Origin of the sequence: Kribbella sp. NPDC051620, assembly GCF_044453825.1 — a bacterium.
Classification (GTDB): domain Bacteria; phylum Actinomycetota; class Actinomycetes; order Propionibacteriales; family Kribbellaceae; genus Kribbella.
On record NZ_JBITDB010000010.1, the window covers coordinates 218252 to 236421 of the forward strand.

Consider the following 18170-nt stretch of genomic DNA (forward strand, 5'->3'; position numbering starts at 1 on the left):
TCAGCCGGTGGTCGCGACGAGACCCGCGTAGATGTCGAGCAGATTCTTTGCGACCTGGTCTTCGTCCGGCCACTCCGCGGCCAGTTTCAGGCCATCTGTCCGCATAGCGGCCGCCTTGTCCGGATCAGAAAAAACTTCCTGTACTCCGGCCGCAAGCGCCGCCGCGTCCCCCGGAGCAGCCAGTACCGCGCTGTCCCCCACCAACTCCGGTACGCCGCCCACCGCCGTCGCCACCACCGGTACGCCCGCCTGGACGGCCTCCTGGAGCACCAGCGCCCGCGCCTCCCAGTGCGAGGTCAGCAGGAACACGTCCGCCGCCCCCAACAGGTCAGCCACGTCGCTACGGTGCCCGAGCAGCCGCACCGGGAGCCCCTCGGCGTCGATCCGCGCCTGCAGGTTCTCCTTGAGCGGCCCGTCCCCCACCACCGCGAAAACAACGTCTGGGCGCTCAGACGCCACCGCAGCCGCCACCGACAACAGCGTCGGATAGTCCTTCTGCGGAGCCAGTCGTCCCACCGATAGCACCAGCGGCCCGTCCCCCAGCCCGAGAGACTCGCGGACCTCGGCAGCCGGCGTACGGACCTCTGGCAGCGCCGGAGCCGCTACCGGCGCCAGCTCCACCTTCCGGGCGCCCAGCGACTTGGCAAGCTCCACCAGGTCGCTAGACGCTCCTAGAGTCAGGTCGGCTCCCCGAGCAACTAGTCGCTGTCCGAGCCGCATGACGAGGCCGCGCGGCCCGGTAGTCAGGATGGCGTTGTGCCACGTCACCACGAGCGGCCGGAGATTCGCCCGGTCGCGCAGGGCCGCAGTACCAGCCCGGTAGCCGTGGGCGTGGATCACATCGCAGCCACGCAGCCCAGCGGCCTGTACTACGACAGTCGCGTCGCCGAAGTCGAAGTGTTCGGTAGTACCGGGTGGGGCGCAGACGACAACGTCATGGCCGGCCTCGAGGAAGCGCGGCACCAGTGAAGCGACGTGCTGCCCGATCCCACCCCGGGACTCCGCCAGCAGCAGGCCGATCCTCATGACGTCTCCTCCACAACGGTTGGCACGCCCCGGCGCAGCAGCGCTCGGGTGTCCGGACGATCCAGGACAACCGCGACCGCGGCGTACACGATCACCACAGCCAGGCCGGAGAGTATCGAGAACACCAGCGCACTGCCCCAACCACCGTCGTCAGCCGGCAGCGCGACGAACCACCCGGCGGCACCGGCCAGTACCGCGCCGACGAGCGCGGCAAGCGTTGCGCGGGGCAGCCCACCGAGCACACCAGGTCCCGCCAGCCGCCGCAAGACCACGAGCAGTACGACCGCTCCTACGACCATGCCGATCGACATAGCGGCCGCTAGTGCTCCTACGGCCTCAGAGCCGTCCCACTGCAGCGTGAGCAGGATCCCGGCGACAGCAACGACCAGCCAGGCTCCCCCGGTCACTACCGCGACCTGGCGTCCAGCGTGACGCGCATAGAGCACCCGGCCGACATGCATCAGCACTGCGAAGCCGATGATCGCCGGAGCGAAGGCAACGAGTCCTGCACCTAGTGAGGTGGCCTGGGTCTCCTGCACCCGTCCGTCGTTGTAGGCGAAGATGCGCGCGACCGGGACCGCAGTACCGACCAGCAGCGCGGCACCAGCTCCCCCGGCGAGCATGACGGCTCTGGTCGACGTGGCGGCGTAGAGATCAAACAACGCTGAGCCTGACTCGTAGGCAGCCGCCAGTCGTGGGAAGACCGCAGTGGTGATCGGCACGGCCAGTACTGCGTAGGGCAGCAGGTAGACCGCGTTGGCCCAGGTGTAGACGGCAATGCTTCCGGCTGCGCCTCGGTGGTTGGCCAGGTAGGTCGTGACGACGAAGGCCAGTTGCTGGGCGACCAGCACGGCAAGACCTGCGGCGGCGAGCTTGCGTAGTACCGGGCCCACGCCCGGGTCCAAGCGCAGGGTGGGTTTGATCGGCAGGCGCAGGAAGAGCATCGGGATCAGGACAGTGAGCGCTAGCGCGAGGACGCCGGCAGTGGTGCCCCAGGCAAGCAAGTCGGCTGCGCCCTGCGATGCCTTGTCTGCAGTGGGAGCCATGGCGGCGAAGACGAAGTAGGTGGCGACCACCACGAGGCTGGAGATGAGTGGGGCTACAGCACCTGCGGCAAAACGCTTGTGGGATTGGAGAACCGCCGTTGCGACGACAGTGATCGCGTAGCCGAAGACCTGCGGGACGAAGATCAACAGCATGCGAGTGGCGGTGTCGCCAGAACCACCGCACTCGGGGCCGGCGTCGAGCATCGCGGACGTGTAGCGCGAGGCGAAAAGCCAAGCCAGCAAGGCGAAAGGCGTCAGCAGCACGAGCGACCAGGTCAGCAGCGCACCGATGATCCGCCCTTGGGCAGCCCGATCACCTCTGGCGACCGGCCCGGCGAGTACGGGAATGACAGCACCCGCGAGTGCGCCGCCGACGACGATCTCGAAGACGACATTCGGTAGCTGGTTGGCCGTCGCATACGCATCGGCGAGGCATCCTGCACCAACGGTCTTGGAGAACACCAGCCACCGCCCGAACCCGACCACGCGGGCAAGCACCGTGACTCCGGCAACCAACAACGCGGCCTGGGCAATCCGCGCACCTGGGCGACTCGCGCCAGCAGGCTCAGCCGGGCGACTCGCGCCACCCGAGCCAGCAGGCTCAGCCGGGCGACTCGTTCCGCCCTCGCTCACCGGGGGCGTCGGCCCCACTGGTCGATCTTGTCGAGGACGGGGGTGTTCGCGATCACCTTGGTGAAGCTGACCTTCTCGCTGGCCAGGTTGAGCGCGACGACCGCGCCCAGCGCGAGCACCTTCAGCGGACGCGGCAGGGCGGACGCGAGCGCAGTACCGGTGATCGCGCCGAGCCCGTTGGCCCCGCAGTCACCGAGCATCGAGCGCTCTCCGAGATCTGACGGCGCGGAAGCAACTGCAGCTCCGACGACCGCACCAGCAGGTCCACCGGCCACGAGGGCGACGGGTGCGCTGACCGCGGCGATGCCCTTCAATGCCCGGCCGGGGCGGAGGTCGAGAAGGTTCGCGAGGTTCGCAGTACCGGCGATCAAGGCGCCGTCGGCAACGGTCTCGACGACCGCGCCGAAGCCCTTCGACCGACGAGGCAGCAACGCGGCCGCGGCCAGACCGGCCGCGCCGACGCCGAGGATCTTCACCGCCCCACTGGTGACCTCACCGCGACGCAAGGCGGTCAGATGGCCACGGAACCCCTTGGTTTCGGTCGCTCCGGCGAGATCGTCGTACGCGCCGACAGCACCCGAGACCGAGCCCGCCAGCAGAGCAGCAGCCTTCACCCGACCGTCCGAGCGGCTGGCAGCAACTCCGGCCAGCGCGCCGAGCACGGCGATCGGGCCCTCCAGCAACGTGACCGTCTCGCCCCGGTGGTTGGTCCGCTCGAACGGCGCGCGGCTCTCCTTCGGCAGCTTCGCCGCCGCGCGCTCCAGCCCGGCCGTGGCGGCAGCAGAGATCACCGCACCCAACAATCCCATCTCAGTTGTTGCCCTTCACCTGGTCGGCCGACGGCGCGACGCCGTTCTTCGCATCGATCCCGCCGTACTGCCCGGCCTTGCCGCCGGCCTGCTCGGCCAGCGCGAAGACGACCGTCATCTGCCCGCTCGGCAGGTTCGCGACGTCGACTGTCGACAGTCCCTTGGTCGCGTCGGCGTTGCCCCGCAACGCCTTCAGGAAGCCGCCGTTCTGCGCGGACTCGGGCATCCCGGCGACCACCACACCCGCGCTGGCGGAGTCGAGCCCCTCGGCGAAGTCCACCGCCTCGTTGTACGTCGAGTTGTCCGGCGCCGGCGTCGGCGGCTTGGCGGCCACCACGACGATCAGGCTGCCGCGGTCCTTCGGCGTCGGCTTCAGCGACACCAGCTTCGCGCTGCTCAGCCCGTTGATGATCTTGAGGGCCTCGGGGTCGACCGTCTTGCCCTCTTCCTTGGCGGCCACGCCGCGGGCCAGGATCATCCCGGCGCGCTGGTAGGTGTTGCTCTCGGTCGGGAACTGCAGATCGCTGGTGACCAGGTCGTTGACCAGCGGCTCGACCAGCTGGCGCTGTCCCGGGTCGAACAGCTTGCTGTCCAGCGAGACCCGGGTGGTGACCTGGCCGCCGGCCTCCTCGATCTTGTCCTGGATCGAGTTCGTCATGTCGCTGTCCGCGTCGGGCATGGTGACCAGCACGATCCGCTTGCCCGACAGCTTGGCCACGGTCAGGCCCGCGGTCACCTTCGCCACGTAGTCGTCGCGGTACTTGTCCAGGGCCTTCGCCTGGATCAGCTCGGCCCGCGCGTCGGCCAGCGAGTCGCGGTCCTTGGCGGCCTGGGCCTGGACCAGATCGCTGCCGGTGCCCTTCAACGGTCCGGCGCCCAGCACCACACCGGCGCCGAGGGCGAAGAAGATCGCCACGATGGAGACGATGTGGTAGCGAAAGTCGATCACGTGAACAGCTCCCGGATCCAGTAGACGAAGTCGTTCCAGCGCGCCCGCAGGATCGACCAGACCACGTCGTCGGCGCCGATGGCGGCCATCGCCACCCCGAGCGCGAACAGTCCGGCCGCGACCAGCGCGACCACCTGCAGGGTCGAAACGCGGCTTCGGTAGAGCCGGCCGACGCCCTTGGCGTCCACCAGCTTCGCACCTACCCGCAGCCGGGTGATGAAGGTGCTCGCCATTCCGGAGCGTCCCTTGTCGAGGAACTCCACCAGCGAGTTGTGGGTGCCGACCGCGACGATCAGCGAGGCACCCTTGGAATCGGCCAGCAGCATCGCGACGTCCTCGCTGGTCCCGGTGGCCGGGAACTCGATCGACTCGACCCCGAGCCGCTCCAGCCGCTCCGATCCCGGCGCGTGCCCGTTGCGGTACGCGTGCACGACGACCTCCGCGCCGCTCTTGAGCGTCTCGTCCTTGACCGAGTCCATGTCGCCGACGATCAGGTCCGGGACGTAGCCGTTCTCCACCAGGGCGTCCGCGCCGCCGTCGACACCGATCAGGACCGGCCGGTACTCCCGGATGTACGGCCGCAGGGCCACCAGGTCCTCGCGGTAGTCGTAGCCCCGGACCACGATCAGCACATGCTTGCCGTCCATCGCCGTGTGCACGTCCGGTACGCCGATGCCGTCCAGCAGCAGGTCGCGCTCCTGGCGCAAGTACTCCAGGGTGTTCGCCGTGAACGCCTCGAGCTGGGTCGACAGGCCCGCGCGGGCGTCGTCCATCAACTGGGCGACGGATGCGCTGTCCTGGACCACGCCCTTCGCGACGACTTCCTCACCCCGGTACAGGATGCCGTCGTTCAGCCGGACCCGCTCGCCCTCGTGCAGGACCGAGAAGACCTCGCGGCCGATCCCGTCGACCAGCGGGACGCCGGCCTCGACCAGGATCTCGGGGCCGAGGTTCGGGTAGCGCCCGGAGATGGAGTCGGCCACGTTGACGACGGCGGCGACCTTGCAGTCCACCAGGGCCTCGGCGCTGACCCGGTCCAGGTCGACGTGGTCGATCACCGCGATCTCGCCCGGCTTGAGCCGCTTGGTGAGATTCTTGGTACGGCGATCCAGCCGGACCACCCCGGCGGTCCCGGGCAGTTCAGGTGGGCGTGCTCGACGCAGGCTGGGCAGTTTCATCGCTTACTCATCCTGCCATGTCAAGAGCCTTCCGCCCGCCTTTTAAACCCGTAGCCCGGTGACCGTGCGTTAAATCATCCTTTTGAATTAGATTTCTTCCTCGGCTTCTTGTGCCGCTCGGCGGCTAGAGCGAGGAGTTCTTCGGCGTGGGCCTGGGCCGCGTCGGAGTGCTCCAGACCGGCCATCATCCGGGACAGCTCCTTCAGCCGGGCGTCGTCGTCGAGGGCGACCAGACCACTCGTGGTGACGGATCCGTCGTCGCTCTTCAGCACCACAGCGTGACGATCCGCGAAGGCGGCCACCTGCGGGAGGTGGGTCACCACGATGACCTGGGCCTTCTCCGCCAGCCGCGCCAGCCGCTTGCCGACCTCGACCGCGGCCCGGCCGCCGATCCCGGCGTCGATCTCGTCGAACACCAGGGTCGGGACCGGATGCGTGTCCGAGAGGATCACCTCGAGCGCCAGCATCACCCGCGACAACTCACCACCCGAGGCGGCCTTCTGCAGCGGCCGCGTCGGGCTTCCCGGGTTCGCCGCGAAGCAGAACTCGATCTCGTCGGCGCCATAAGGCCCGGGCGCGGTCTCGTGGATCTCGACGGTCAGCGTCGCGTGCGGCATCGCCAGCCCGCTCAGCTCCTCCGACACGGCGACGCCGAGCCGGGCCGCCGCCTCGCGGCGCGCAGTACTGACCTGGTCGCCGAGATCCTTCAGCTGGGCGCGCAGCTCGGTCAGCTCGGCGGTGAGCTGCCCGACGCGCTCGTCGCTGTTGTCCAACTCCGCCAGCCGTGCGGCGGCACGCTTCGCCCACTCAAGTACCTCGTCGACCGTGCCCTCTTCGCCACCGTGCTTACGAACAAGCGTCGTTAGCAACGAACGTCGTTCGCTCACCACCGAGAGCCGGGCCGGATCGGTGTCCACATCCGACGCGTACGACGACAGCTCACCGGCCAGGTCGGCCGCGAGATACCCGAGCTCGCTCGCGCGATCCGCCAATTCGGCCAGCTTCGCGTCGTGTTCGCGCTCACCGTCCAGCGCCTGCTTCGCGAGAGCCAGCAGGCCGAGTACGTCGGCCGGCCGGGTGGAGTCCAGGTCCTCGGAGGCGAGGGCCTCGGCTGCGGTCGTGGCCGCGGTACGGAGGCCGTCGGCGTACGCGAGTCGCTCCTCCTCGGCCGCGAGCTCGACATCCTCGCCCGGCAACGGCTCGGCCTTGGCGATCTCGTTCAGCCCGAATCGCAGCAGATCCGCCTCGGCCAGCCGGTCACGCTCCCGCGTGGTCAGCTCGGTCAGCTCGGTCTCGATCTCGCGATGCCGCCGGTACGCCGTGCTGTACTCCCCCAGCGGAACCAGAACCGGCTTGCCCGCGAAGGTGTCGAGCGTCTCGCGCTGCCGGGCCGGCTGCAGCAACCGCCACTGGTCGGCCTGTCCGTGGATCGCGACCAGATCGCCGGACACCTCGGCCAGTACCGACACCGGCACCGAAGCGCCGCCGAGGAACGCCCGCGAGCGACCCTCCGACGACAGCTCGCGCGCGATCAGCAGCTCGTCGTCGTCGAGCTCGCCGCCACGATCCTCGGCCTGCTGCACGATCGACTTCGGGACGTTGCTCGCCCGGCCCTCGACCCGGGCCCGGCGGACGCCGTGCCGGACCAGCCCACTGTCGGCCCGGCCGCCGAGCAGCATGTTGACGCCCGTCACGACCATCGTCTTGCCGGCCCCGGTCTCGCCGGTGACCGCGGTGAACCCCGGATCGAGCTCCAGCGTGGCGTCCTCGATCACGCCCAAGCCCGTGATGCGGATCTCCGAGAGCATGCGCTACTTCTCCTCTGATGGAGTGCTGTCGAGCTCAGCGTCTTCAGCGCTGTCGAGCTCGGCGGCTGGGTTGCGGTCGCGCTCGGCGCGTCCGCGCCAGCCGAGCACCGGTAGATCGAACTTGGCCACCAGCCGGTCGGTGAAGGACGCCTCGTGCGCCCTCGCCAGCCGGACCGGGGTCCTGCCCCGCCGGACGACGATCCGGGCGCCCGGCGGCACCTCGACCATCCGCCGGCCGTCACACCACAGCACCCCGCGCCCGTGCCAGGCGGCGATCAACTCGATCGACAGCTGCGACGTCGGCGCCACCACGATCGGCCTCGAGAACAACGCGTGCGCGCTGAGCGGAACCATCAGGATCGCCTCGACCTCGGGCCAGACGATCGGCCCGCCCGCCGAGAACGCGTAGGCCGTACTGCCGGTCGGCGTCGCGACCACGACCCCGTCACAGCCCCAGCGCGACAGCGGCCGGCCGTCGACCTCGACCATCACCTCGAGCATCTTCTCCCGGGCGGCCTTCTCGATGCTGGCCTCGTTGAGCGCCCAGGTGTCGAAGATCAGTTTGTCGTCGTGCCACACGTCGACCGCGAGCGTCATCCGCTCCTCGACCGTGTACGTGCGACCGACCACCACGTCGACGATCCGCTCCAGGTCGTCGCGCTCGGCCTCGGCCAGGAAGCCGACATGGCCGAGGTTGACGCCCAGTACCGGCGTACCGTGCGGGCGGGCGAGTTCGGCACCGCGCAGGATCGAGCCGTCGCCGCCGAGCACGATGATCAGCTCGACGTCCTGGGCCGCCTTCTCCGCGTCCTCGGCGATCTCGACCGGGTCGAGCTTCATCGCCTCGAACTCTTCGGACAGCAGCCGGACCACCAGGCCGGCACCGGTCAGCAACCGGTGCGCCTCGCGGGCCACCTCCACGGCCAGGTCGCGACCGGTGTGCGTCACCAACAGCACGCGCCGGGGCTCCGGCTCGACCACGGGGACCTGCCCTTCAGCATTCGGCGCAGTTGTCACTGCGGGCCGCTTTCGATAGCGGTCCGGAGCATCGTCTCATCGAGCGGCGGCGCTGTACGGCGTATCCACAGGAAGTATTCGACATTTCCTGACGGACCTGGCAACGGACTGGCCGCGACACCGGCCACGCCCCAGCCGAGATCGGCCGCTTTCCGGGCCACGCCACGGACCGCGTCAGCGCGTAGTACTGGGTCGCGGACCACGCCGCCCTTGCCCAGGCGCTCCTTGCCGACCTCGAACTGTGGCTTCACCATCAGTACGAGATCGCCGTCGGGTTTGACCACGGCGAGCAGGGCAGGCATGACGATCGTGAGCGAGATGAAGCTGAGGTCGCTGACGACCAGATCGACCGGGTCGCCGCCGATGTCTTCGAGGGTGAGCGTGCGGACGTTGGTGCGGTCCATCACGGTGACGCGCTCGTCGGTCTGCAGGGCCCAGACGAGCTGCCCGTAGCCGACGTCGACGGCGATCACGCTCGCCGCGCCGTTCCTGAGCAGTATGTCGGTGAAGCCGCCGGTGGATGCACCCGCGTCGAGGCACCGCCGATCCTTCACCTGTATCTCGCTGAAGGCCTCCAACGCCCCGACCAGCTTGTGCGCGCCGCGACTCGCATACCCGGGGTCATCCGTCTCGGACGTGTCGACCAGGATCGCCGCGTCCGCGCCAACGCCGGTCGCCGGCTTGGTCGCCACCGTCCCCGCGACCTTCACCTTCCCCGCCAGCACCAACTCACTGGCCTGCTCCCGCGACCGAGCCAGCCCACGCCGCACCAGCTCAGCATCCAGCCGGGAGCGCTTCACCCCTTTAGCCATCGGTCCCCGCGGTCACTCAACTCCGGTCGCCATGCTCGGCGTCCGCCTCCACCAAAGCAGCCTGCAGCCGCTCATGCAGCTCCGCATAAACCTCCGCATGCTCCCCCACCGCCAACTCCCCCAACCCCTCCAACCGCTCAACCACATCCTCAACCAACGGATGCACCTCATCTTCCCCAGCCGCCTGTACTACAGCCGCCGACGCGGAAGACCGAGGAAACCCTTGCCCAGGCACCCCCGGACGAGGACCAGGCTGCCCCGGCCCAGGCGAGGCAGGCCCGTCGGACCCTTGCCCAGGTACAGGCGAGGCAGGCCGAGCAAACCCTTGCCCGGGCACCCCCGGACGGGGACCAGGCTGCCCACTCCCCGCATCCGGCCCCGACAAACCCGAGCCAGGCGAAGGCGCGGCCGGTCGCGGGAAACCCTCGCCAGGCGAGGGCGCCGGCACCGACTCAGCAGCACCGCGTGCTGCTGGCGACCCTTGCCCAGGCACCCCAGGACGGGGACCAGGCTGCTCAGACACCGCATCCGGCCCCGACAAAGTCACGCCAGACGAAGGCGCGGCCGGTCGCGGGTAACCCTCGTTAGGTGAGGGTGTGGCCGGTCGCGGGAAAGCCTGGGCAGGCGAGGCGGCCGGCACCGAAGCAGCAGCACCGGGTACTGCTGGCGCAGCCGAAGCAGGCGCGGCGGCCCCTTGCCCAGGTACAGGCAGGGCGGGCCCGGTGGCCCCTTGCCCTGGTAAGGGCGAAGTAGGCCGGGGGAATCCTTGCCCCGGCACCCCGGGGCGGGGAGCTGGCTCCTCAGACACCGCGTCCGGTTCCGGGTCGTATGAGTCTTCTGGGCCGTCGTCCACGTAGGAGTGCTGGGTGGGTTGCTCCAGCGAGGCCTCGAAGGCTTGCTCGGTGTCTTCCACCGGGTCCGGGTCGGGCTCGGGGGTTGGGTCGCCGTAGACGGTGAAGCCGGCTAGGAGGGGGTCTGTGTGCGGGCGGCCCTGCAGCGTTGGGTTTACCCAGGTACTGCGTGACTCCGGTGCGTTCTCGGCGTCGTAGTCGGGGTGGGACTGCTCCTCGGGCTCGGCGTCGTAGCCGGGCTCGACGTCGGGGTCGACTGCCGGGGGGAACTGCTCGCCGGGGTGGTCGGTCACGTCACGCCTTCTTCGCCGGGGCCTTCTTGGCCGTCTTCGCCGCCGACGTCTTCTTCGCCGCCGCCTTCTTGACCGCCGCCTGCTTGACCGCAGCGGTCTTCGCGGCCGTCTTGGCCGAGCCCGCCGTCTTCTTCACCGGCGGCGTCTTCACCGCGGCCTTCTTCGCCGCCGGCCCAGCCCCAGCAGCCGCCGAGGTGGACGCGGAGGTCGACGCCGACGAGGCGGGCGCAGGAGCCGACGCAGCAGCAGTAGCGGCAACCAGCGCGTCGTTCGCCTCGGCCAGCTCGCGCTCCAGCCCGTCGACCCGCCGAGTCAGCGCGGCGACCTCTTCGGACCGTACGAACCCGAGCCGCGCGACCGCGCCCTCGACCTCGTTGGCGACGATCGCCTGCAGCAGCTGGCGATTGCTCTTGCTGGTAGCAACGATCTCCTCGGCCAGGTCGCTCACCTTGGTGGTCACGCCGGCCGTCAGCGCGTCCGCGCCGGTCTGCTGCAACAGCGCCTTCGCGGCCTGCTGCGCACGCTGCTTCGTCACCTCGGTCAGACCGTTCGCCAGCTGTACGTAGCCGCGCAATGCATCCATCACCATGAGAAACCTCCGCACTTGATTCTGTCCTGGCGCCGTAGCCCGGTCAGGCTCAGTTGCCAGCCACGGTATCGCGCCACGCCCGCAATACCAGCCCAGCTACGCCCATACCAGGCGTTACTTGTCCAGACCGACCCGGTGCAGCGCCTCGCCGATCTTGATCGACCCCAGCTCCGGCGCAGGCTTCGGCAGCGGCCGCCGCCCCCGCGCGGCGCTCTTGGCCGCCGTCTTCGCAACCGGCTTGGCCGGGGCATCCACCGCCGCCCAGGTCGCCGACAGGATCGCCCGCAGCCCGTCGTACGGCTTGCCCTCACCCGTCACAGCCACTGCGCCGTCAACAACCGAAGCCGTCCAGCCTTCGCAGCTGTGCTTCGCGCCGTCGACCTTCACGCCAGGATGCTTCTCCCGCAACGCACCCAGCCCTGCCCCGATGTACGTCGGCCGCTCGTTCTTCGGCGCCGCCGCGAGGTCATAGGCATCATGTACGCCGGTCGCCACCCAAAGGCTCGCGATCCCGACGTTGTGCGCCCCTGCGATGTCGGAGTCCAGCCGATCGCCGATCATCAACGGCCGCTCGGCCTTCAACCGCTCGATACTCGTCTCCAGCAGCGGCGCCTCCGGCTTGCCGGCCACGATCGGATCCACCTCGACAGCCGCCCGTACCGCCTGGACCAGCGTCCCGTTGCCCGGCGCCTTCCCACCCGCGGTCGGAATCGTCAGGTCGAGGTTCGTCGCGTACCACTTGGCGCCCTCGTTGATCGCGTGCGCGCCGTCCGCCAGCATCACCCAGTTCACATCGGGATGAAAGCCCTGTACGACGGCCACCGGCTTCGCGTCGCTGCTCCGGACCGGCCGCAGCTCATACTCCTCCAGCGCCGCGATCAGCCCTTCACCACCGACCACGAGCACCGGCGACCCCTTCGGGAACTCCTTCGCGATCAGCTTCGCCGCTGCCTGCGCCGAGGTGACGACGTCCTCGCCGATCACGTCCAGCCCGAACGACGCCAGGTGCTCGGCGACCACGGAGGCCGGGCGGCTGGCGTTGTTGGTGATGTACCCGATCCGCATACCCTCCGCGGCCGCTTTGCGCAGGTTGTCCGGCGCGTCCGGTACCGGGTCCGGGCCTACGTAGACCACCCCGTCGAGATCGAGGAGCGCAACGTCGTACCGGCCGGCGAGCGGTTCGTCACAAGCCGACAGTGGGGCGGGCGATTCCTGTGTCCTGGTCATGCTTCCCCCCGTACGATCACGGCCATGTCAGAAGCGTCCGCGAACGTCCTGCGGCTCGACCCGCTGCGGGCCTGGCGGTTCGTCGCGGGCAAGGTGAGCGCGCTCGGCGCGGTGACCTCACCGCCGTACGACGTACTGGAACCCGCCATCGTCCGGCGGCTGACTGACTCTGATCTCCACAACATGGTGAGGCTCATCCTTCCACGCGATCCCGACCTCGGCCCCGGCCGGTACGACGAGCCCGCACGGAGGCTGTCCACCTGGCAGCGCGAGGGCGTGGTGATCCAGGACCACCGGCCCGCTCTCTACGTCTACGAGCAGCAGTTCCAGGGCGCCGTACTGTGCGGGCTGGTCGGCTCGCTCGCGCTCGATCCGGCCCGCCGGGTGGTACTGCCGCACGAGGACGTGATGCCGCAGTGGGTCGACGACCGGTTCGAGCTGATGGAGGCGACGGACGCCGATCTGGAGCCGATCCTGCTCGCGTACGGCGGTGGCGGGGCAGCCAGTGACGCCGTCGACGACGCTCGCTCGGGCGAACCGTGGCTGGTCGCCGACACCGAGAACGGCGCACATCACCGGATCTGGCGGATCGACGACCCCGTCGTACTGGCCAAGATCGCCGACGAGCTGGCGACGCACGAGGCCCTGATCGCGGACGGCCACCACCGCTATGCGGCGTACCTGGAACGCAACCGGCGCGAACCCGACCGCGACGGCACCGACGTCGGCCTCGCCATGCTGGTCGACAACGACCGGCACCCGCTGACGCTTGACCCGATCCACCGCGTCGTACCGGGGCTAACCCTGGACCTGGTGTCTTCCCGTACGCCGAGTGGTTGGCAGGTGCTGCCTGGTCGGGTGGAGGGCGTGCCGGACCGCATAGCGATCACTGACGGGACGTCCTGGGTGACGCTGCAGTCCACCGAGGGGCAGGTGACTCCTACGGTCGCTCTGCTGCACAAGGAGCTGCTGCCGGCCTGGGGAGTACCTGTGGACGAGATCACCTTCCACCACGCGCTGGCGGACGCAGTAGCCCTCGCTGGGCCGCAGCAGGCCGCTGTGGAGCTTGTGGCGCCCCGGATGGACCAGGTACTCCGCTCAGCCGCGCGCGGCGTCGTACTGCCACAGAAGGCGACCTCGTTCGGCCCTAAGCCGCGCGTGGGACTGCTGTTCCGGATGCTCAGCTAGTACTTCAGGGCCGGTGGTACTGGTTGAGGAACTCCTCGCGGAGCGGCTTGCGCGCTGCCCGGTGTCGCTCGGTCAACCTGCCGAGCGTGAAGGACAGCTCCACGTCGCTCTGAGCAGCCGCCTCCCCTGCGAGCTTCGTCAATGCGTCGGCCGCCGCACAGTGGTCCTGATGCTGACCTAACAACTCCTGGTACCTAGCCGCCTGTACTGCGATGTCGCGCGCCTCATCACCGAGCACCGACGCACTCGTGTCAGCCGCGTACCGGACCCGCTTGGCCAGCAACCGCACCTCGTGCCAGTCGTCATCCGGCGACCACGGCTTCAGCAACTCGGCCGACTGGTCGAACTTCCGCCGAGCCGATTCGAGCAGCTTCGGCAGCAACTCGGCGCTCGTCTTCTCAGCCAGTGCGCTGAGCTCGGGCGCGGCGGCAACCACCTTCAATTCCCTTACCAGCAAGGCGGCCCGCTCCCCCAGTACCACCTCAGCCGACTGCGCGGCCGCCCGCTCCAACCCGGTCGTCAACGTCCCCAGAATCGTCGCCACATGCTCCGCGTCATCCTCGCTGGTCGACCCCTCGCGTACCAGTTCCGCGATCACCTCGAGATCCCGAGCCTCCCCACAACTATTGGCCAACCAAGCCAACTCGCCCCGCAACCGCTCCCCCCACTCCCCCGCGATCACCTTCCGGAACAACTTCAAATCACTCCGCAACCGCCGGCAACTCACCCGCACCTGATGAATCGCATCCTCCTCCCCCCGCCCCACCATCCCCACAGCCTTCCCCAACCGCCGCGCCCCTTTCGCCAGGGCTCGCCCCACCAACTCCCCCACCAACAATCCCCCGCCATCCCCCACTACCGAAGAACCCACCACACCCCCACCACTCGACGAATGCATTCCCGTCTCGGACACCGACCCAGCAACCGACGGACCCGCTGCCGCCGCACCGTTCACCGCACTGTTCACCGCACCGGCCATCGCACCATCAGAGCTCACCGCACCGGAGCTTGCCGTACCTGCTTGCGAATCGGCTGTCATCGCCCCATTCTGATCGGCCCCCATCCCCCACGCTCCGCCACGCCGACGAACCGCGCCCCACGACCCCGCACCCAACACCTCGTGCTCCACCTGAGCATTCCGCCATCCCAAACACTCACACCAAGCACAAAGTCACCCCGCCACCACCAGCACCGCCGCCATCGCACCCGCGACCGCCATCGCGCCCGGGACCGCGACCTCGCCCGGGACCGCGACCGGGACCGCGACCGCGACCGCGACCTCGCCCGGGACCGCGACCGGGACCGCGACCGGGACCGCGACCTTGGCCCCGCAGGCGCGGACCACGCGTGTGGGGGCAGCGCGCGCCCAGCCGGGGTCGCGTGCCAGGTACTTCTGGCGTGCCCACGCCCGGAATGCCAGCCACCAGGCAGGCGCCAGCGCCACACATCCACCACCTCCGCTACCGGCGGCAGTACCGCCAGCCGGGGACCGCCGGACGTACTCCGATTCGTCGCGCCGCTGGCGGGCTGCTGTCGGTTCCGCCCACTTTGGGCACCGACCAGCCACCGGCCCGGCGTTTGCGTGGCTGGCCGGTGCCCAAAGCGCAACCCCAGAGCCCACCTTGAGCACGACGCAGTTGCCCCTCCCGCCTTCAGATGGCGAGTGGGTGCCCAAGGTCCGCGATGACGCCGGCTGGATCCGGTACCCGGAACCCGGTACCCGGTGCTGGGGACTGCGGACTGGGGATGACGACGGCCCGGGTGGGCAGCGGATTCCTCCACCGCCCACCCGGGCCGTTCACCAACTAGATCCAGCTACTTACTCCGCCGACTTCTCGCCGGCCTTCCCGCCATCAGCCTCGTCATCCGCAGGCTCATCACCAGCGGACTCATCGGCATCCGCGCCGGAATCGTCGTCGACCTCGTCCGAGTCATCGGAGTCGGCCGCGTCGGCGTCGTCGTCCTCCGAGTCGGCCGCGTCGGAGTCTTCGTCGTCGGAGTCATCGTCCGAGTCGAGGCCGCCGTCCGAGTCGTCCTCATCGACGTCGTCCTCGTCACCGTCACGGTCGGCGTCGTCCTCGTCGAGGTCGTCGTCTTCGTCGGACCCTAGGTTGGCGTCTTCGTCGTCCGTGTCGGCTTCGGAGTCGTCGCTGTCGGGCGCGGCGTCACCGTCACGGTCGGCGTCGTCGGCCTCGGCCTCGGAGTCGGCCGAGTCGTCGTCTTCGTCCGCGACGTCCGAGTCGAGGTCGTCGGTCTCGTCGGCGTCGGACTCGAGGTCGTCGTCCGTCTCGTTTTCTTCGTCGGAGTCGTCCGTGTCGGCGGAGTCGGCGGTCTCGTCGTCGAAGACCTCGATGATGACGTCGTCTTCGTCGCCCTCGTCGAGGTCGGTGAAGGTGAGGCCTTCCAGTTCGGCGGCGCGTTCGGCGGCTCCGGTGGAGCCGTCCTGGTCGGAGCCGGCGGCGCGGTGGAACCAGGTGAGGGCTTCCTCCGTACGACCTGCCTCGGCCAGCGCGTCGGCGTACGCGTACCGCAGCCGCGGCAGCCACTCGGCGCGCGTGCGCTTGGTCAGTTCGGGGATCTCGAGGACCTGGATCGCCGCAGCCGTCTGGCCCATGTCACGCCGGGCTCCGGCCGCCACGATCAGCATCTCGATCTGCGAACCCTCCTCCAGCGTCAGCACGACCTTCTCCTGCGACAAGGCCAGCGCCTTCTCCGGGTGGCCGAGCGCACGCTCGCAGTCGGCCATCGCCGGCAGCACCTCGTGGTTGCCGGTCATCCGTCGCACCGCACGGAACTCGGTCAGCGCCTCCGCGTAGTGCTCGGACAGGTACGCCGTGATCGCCACAGCCTCCCGTACTCCGCCCAGCCGCGCCGCCAGCCGTCGAGCGGTCTTGGCGTGCAGGTAGGCGAGATCCGGGTCGTCTTCCAGGAACCGGCCGGACGCCACCAGGTGCTGTGCGACCAGGTCCGCGAGGCTACGCGGCAATGACCGAAGCTCGGCCTTCATCCCCTTGTCGAGCTCCGCACCGGTGATCCCTGCCGGAATGACGGGATCGTCCTTCCGCGGGCCGACCCTCTCCTCGTCCTCACGCCCGACACCCCGACCGCCACGCTCACGATCGGTCCGGCCACGGCCTCCACGCTCTTCGCGGCGAGGCCCGTTGCGGTCGTCCCGACGCGGTCCACGATCATTCCGCGGAGCCGCATCCTGGTAGCCGGTCCGCTCGTCCCGACGCGGCACAGACCCCGTCCGGTCATCACTCCGCGGCCCAGTCCGAGCGCCACCCTTGAAGCCGGTCGGTCGTCCATCCCGAGGAGGCCCAGACCGAGCCCCGCCCTGATACCCACCACGGTCGTCCCGACGAGGCGCAGGACGCTCATCGCGTCCACCACGCTCGTCCCGCCGAGGCGCACTGCGCTCATCCCGGCTGTACCCACCCCGCTCATCCCGACGCGGCGCCGAACGCTCATCGCGGCCGTACCCACCACGGTCCTCACGAGGCGCCCCACGGTCAGCCCCACCACGGCTGTCCCCACGCGAAGCCGAACGGTCATCACGGTTGTAACCGCCACGGTCGTCCGCACGAGATCCAGACCGGTCGTCCCGGCTGTACCCACCACGGTCGTCGCGGCCAGCGCCAGCGCGGTCATCGCGGTTGTACCCGCCACGGTTGTCCCCACGCGGCGCGGACCGATCATCACGGTTGTAACCACCGCGGTCGTCTCGCTGGGGCGCGCTGCGCTCGTCGCGGTTGTACCCGCCACGGTCGTCGCGCTGGGGAGCGCTGCGCTCGTCGCGGCTGTATCCACCGCGGTCATCGCGTCGCGGGGCGGAACGGTCATCGCGGTTGTAGCCGCCACGGTCGTCGCGGCCGGAGCCGGCGCGGTCGCCGCCGCGCGGGGCGGAGCGGCCGTCGGAGCCGAGAGCGGAACGGTCGTCACGTCGGGGCGCGCCACGGTCGTCGCGACGCGGGCCGCGGTCGTCAGACAGCTGTCCCTTGAACGGGTCGCGTCCCGGATCGCCCTTGTCGTCCCAGCGCGTGTTCCGCTTCGGAGCCGGCTTGTCGTCCCGCCGTGCCCCACCGGTACGCGGCGCACCACGCCCGCCACCAGAAGCACTCCAAGACCCACCCGAAGCACCGCCTCGAGAACCACCGGAGCCGCCCCCATAGGAGCCGCCCGACCCGCCACGCGAGCCGCCCGAGGAACTACCCCCGTACGAACTACCAGAGGAACTACCGCCGTAGCCACCGCCGGAACCGCCACGGGAACCACCGGAAGAGCTGCCGCCGTACCCGCCGCCAGAACTGCCACGGGGGCCGCCGGAGGAGGAGCCACCGCGAGGGGCGCCGGCTGAGCCGCCGCGGGGGGCTCCTGACGAGCTGCCGCCGCGGGGACCGCCGGATGAGGCGCCGCGGGGGCCGCCGGTGGAGCCGCCGCGGGGGGCGGAGCTGGAGCCGCCTGAGCGGCCGCCGGGGTTTCCGCCGCCGGCACGACCCGATCCGCCGGACGAACCACGGCCGGAGCGATCGCCCGGACCAGAGCGGGGGTTGCGAGGTGGCGTAGCCACGGTGACTCCTATCGGTCGTACGAGGTGAAAACGGCGCTCAGACAAAAGTACAGGCACAAACATTAAGGGCCACCCGGTGTGGGTGGCCCTTAACAGTGTGAATGTCCGGCGACGTCCTACTCTCCCACGACCTACCGGTCGCAGTACCATCGGCGCTGTCAGGCTTAACTTCCA

Annotated in this window: 16 protein-coding genes; 1 reads left to right on the plus strand and 15 read right to left on the minus strand. The window is 69.7% G+C overall.

Annotation, left to right across the window (positions count from 1 at the left end):
- From ACIA12_RS39005 to ACIA12_RS39055, 11 genes are all read right to left on the minus strand, one after another.
- On the minus strand, nucleotides 1-1026 hold the full coding sequence (locus ACIA12_RS39005) for a glycosyltransferase family 4 protein (RefSeq protein WP_396372494.1): 1026 nt from the start codon (nucleotides 1024-1026) through the stop codon (nucleotides 1-3).
- Complete coding sequence (murJ, locus tag ACIA12_RS39010) at nucleotides 1023-2570, minus strand: murein biosynthesis integral membrane protein MurJ (protein ID WP_396372495.1); 1548 nt, start codon at nucleotides 2568-2570, stop codon at nucleotides 1023-1025. The genes ACIA12_RS39005 and murJ overlap by 4 nt, the downstream gene beginning before the upstream one ends.
- Before the next feature lie 131 nt (nucleotides 2571-2701).
- Nucleotides 2702-3514 (minus strand): hypothetical protein, encoded by an 813-nt coding sequence (locus ACIA12_RS39015; RefSeq protein ID WP_396372496.1) that lies wholly within the window; start codon nucleotides 3512-3514, stop codon nucleotides 2702-2704.
- A gap of 1 nt (nucleotide 3515) precedes the next feature.
- Nucleotides 3516-4463, minus strand: a complete 948-nt coding sequence (locus ACIA12_RS39020; RefSeq protein WP_396372497.1) for a copper transporter — start codon at nucleotides 4461-4463, stop codon at nucleotides 3516-3518.
- On the minus strand, nucleotides 4460-5641 hold the full coding sequence (steA, locus tag ACIA12_RS39025) for a putative cytokinetic ring protein SteA (protein ID WP_396372498.1): 1182 nt from the start codon (nucleotides 5639-5641) through the stop codon (nucleotides 4460-4462). Before steA ends, ACIA12_RS39020 begins: the two co-directional genes overlap by 4 nt.
- Before the next feature lie 74 nt (nucleotides 5642-5715).
- Nucleotides 5716-7449 carry a DNA repair protein RecN gene (gene recN / locus ACIA12_RS39030; protein WP_396372499.1) on the minus strand — a complete coding sequence of 578 codons (1734 nt, stop codon included), beginning with the start codon at nucleotides 7447-7449 and terminating at the stop codon, nucleotides 5716-5718.
- A gap of 3 nt (nucleotides 7450-7452) precedes the next feature.
- Nucleotides 7453-8430, minus strand: coding sequence for an NAD kinase (locus tag ACIA12_RS39035; protein ID WP_396372500.1), 978 nt, complete (start codon nucleotides 8428-8430; stop codon nucleotides 7453-7455).
- A gap of 32 nt (nucleotides 8431-8462) precedes the next feature.
- Nucleotides 8463-9278, minus strand: a complete 816-nt coding sequence (locus tag ACIA12_RS39040) for a TlyA family RNA methyltransferase (RefSeq protein WP_396372501.1) — start codon at nucleotides 9276-9278, stop codon at nucleotides 8463-8465.
- A 16-nt stretch (nucleotides 9279-9294) separates the two neighbouring features.
- Entirely contained in the window at nucleotides 9295-9435 is a 141-nt protein-coding gene (locus ACIA12_RS39045; protein ID WP_396372502.1) for a hypothetical protein, read from the minus strand.
- A gap of 988 nt (nucleotides 9436-10423) precedes the next feature.
- Nucleotides 10424-11026 (minus strand): phasin family protein, encoded by a 603-nt coding sequence (locus ACIA12_RS39050; protein ID WP_396372503.1) that lies wholly within the window; start codon nucleotides 11024-11026, stop codon nucleotides 10424-10426.
- Between the two features lie 99 nt (nucleotides 11027-11125).
- Entirely contained in the window at nucleotides 11126-12238 is a 1113-nt protein-coding gene (locus ACIA12_RS39055; protein ID WP_396372504.1) for an HAD-IIA family hydrolase, read from the minus strand.
- 24 nt (nucleotides 12239-12262) lie between these two features.
- Here ACIA12_RS39055 and ACIA12_RS39060 point away from each other — a divergent pair, with 24 nt between their 5' ends.
- Complete coding sequence (locus ACIA12_RS39060; protein WP_396372505.1) at nucleotides 12263-13426, plus strand: DUF1015 domain-containing protein; 1164 nt, start codon at nucleotides 12263-12265, stop codon at nucleotides 13424-13426.
- Between the two features lie 4 nt (nucleotides 13427-13430).
- Here the strand turns inward: ACIA12_RS39060 and ACIA12_RS39065 are convergent, their stop codons facing one another.
- The 4 genes from ACIA12_RS39065 to ACIA12_RS39080 form a co-directional block, all read right to left on the minus strand.
- Nucleotides 13431-14465, minus strand: a complete 1035-nt coding sequence (locus ACIA12_RS39065; protein ID WP_396372506.1) for a CHAD domain-containing protein — start codon at nucleotides 14463-14465, stop codon at nucleotides 13431-13433.
- A gap of 132 nt (nucleotides 14466-14597) precedes the next feature.
- Entirely contained in the window at nucleotides 14598-14870 is a 273-nt protein-coding gene (locus tag ACIA12_RS39070) for a hypothetical protein (RefSeq protein WP_396372507.1), read from the minus strand.
- Between the two features lie 375 nt (nucleotides 14871-15245).
- On the minus strand, nucleotides 15246-16412 hold the full coding sequence (locus ACIA12_RS39075; RefSeq protein ID WP_396372508.1) for a hypothetical protein: 1167 nt from the start codon (nucleotides 16410-16412) through the stop codon (nucleotides 15246-15248).
- A 17-nt stretch (nucleotides 16413-16429) separates the two neighbouring features.
- Complete coding sequence (locus ACIA12_RS39080; protein ID WP_396372509.1) at nucleotides 16430-17077, minus strand: hypothetical protein; 648 nt, start codon at nucleotides 17075-17077, stop codon at nucleotides 16430-16432.
- Nucleotides 17078-18170 lie beyond the last annotated feature (1093 nt).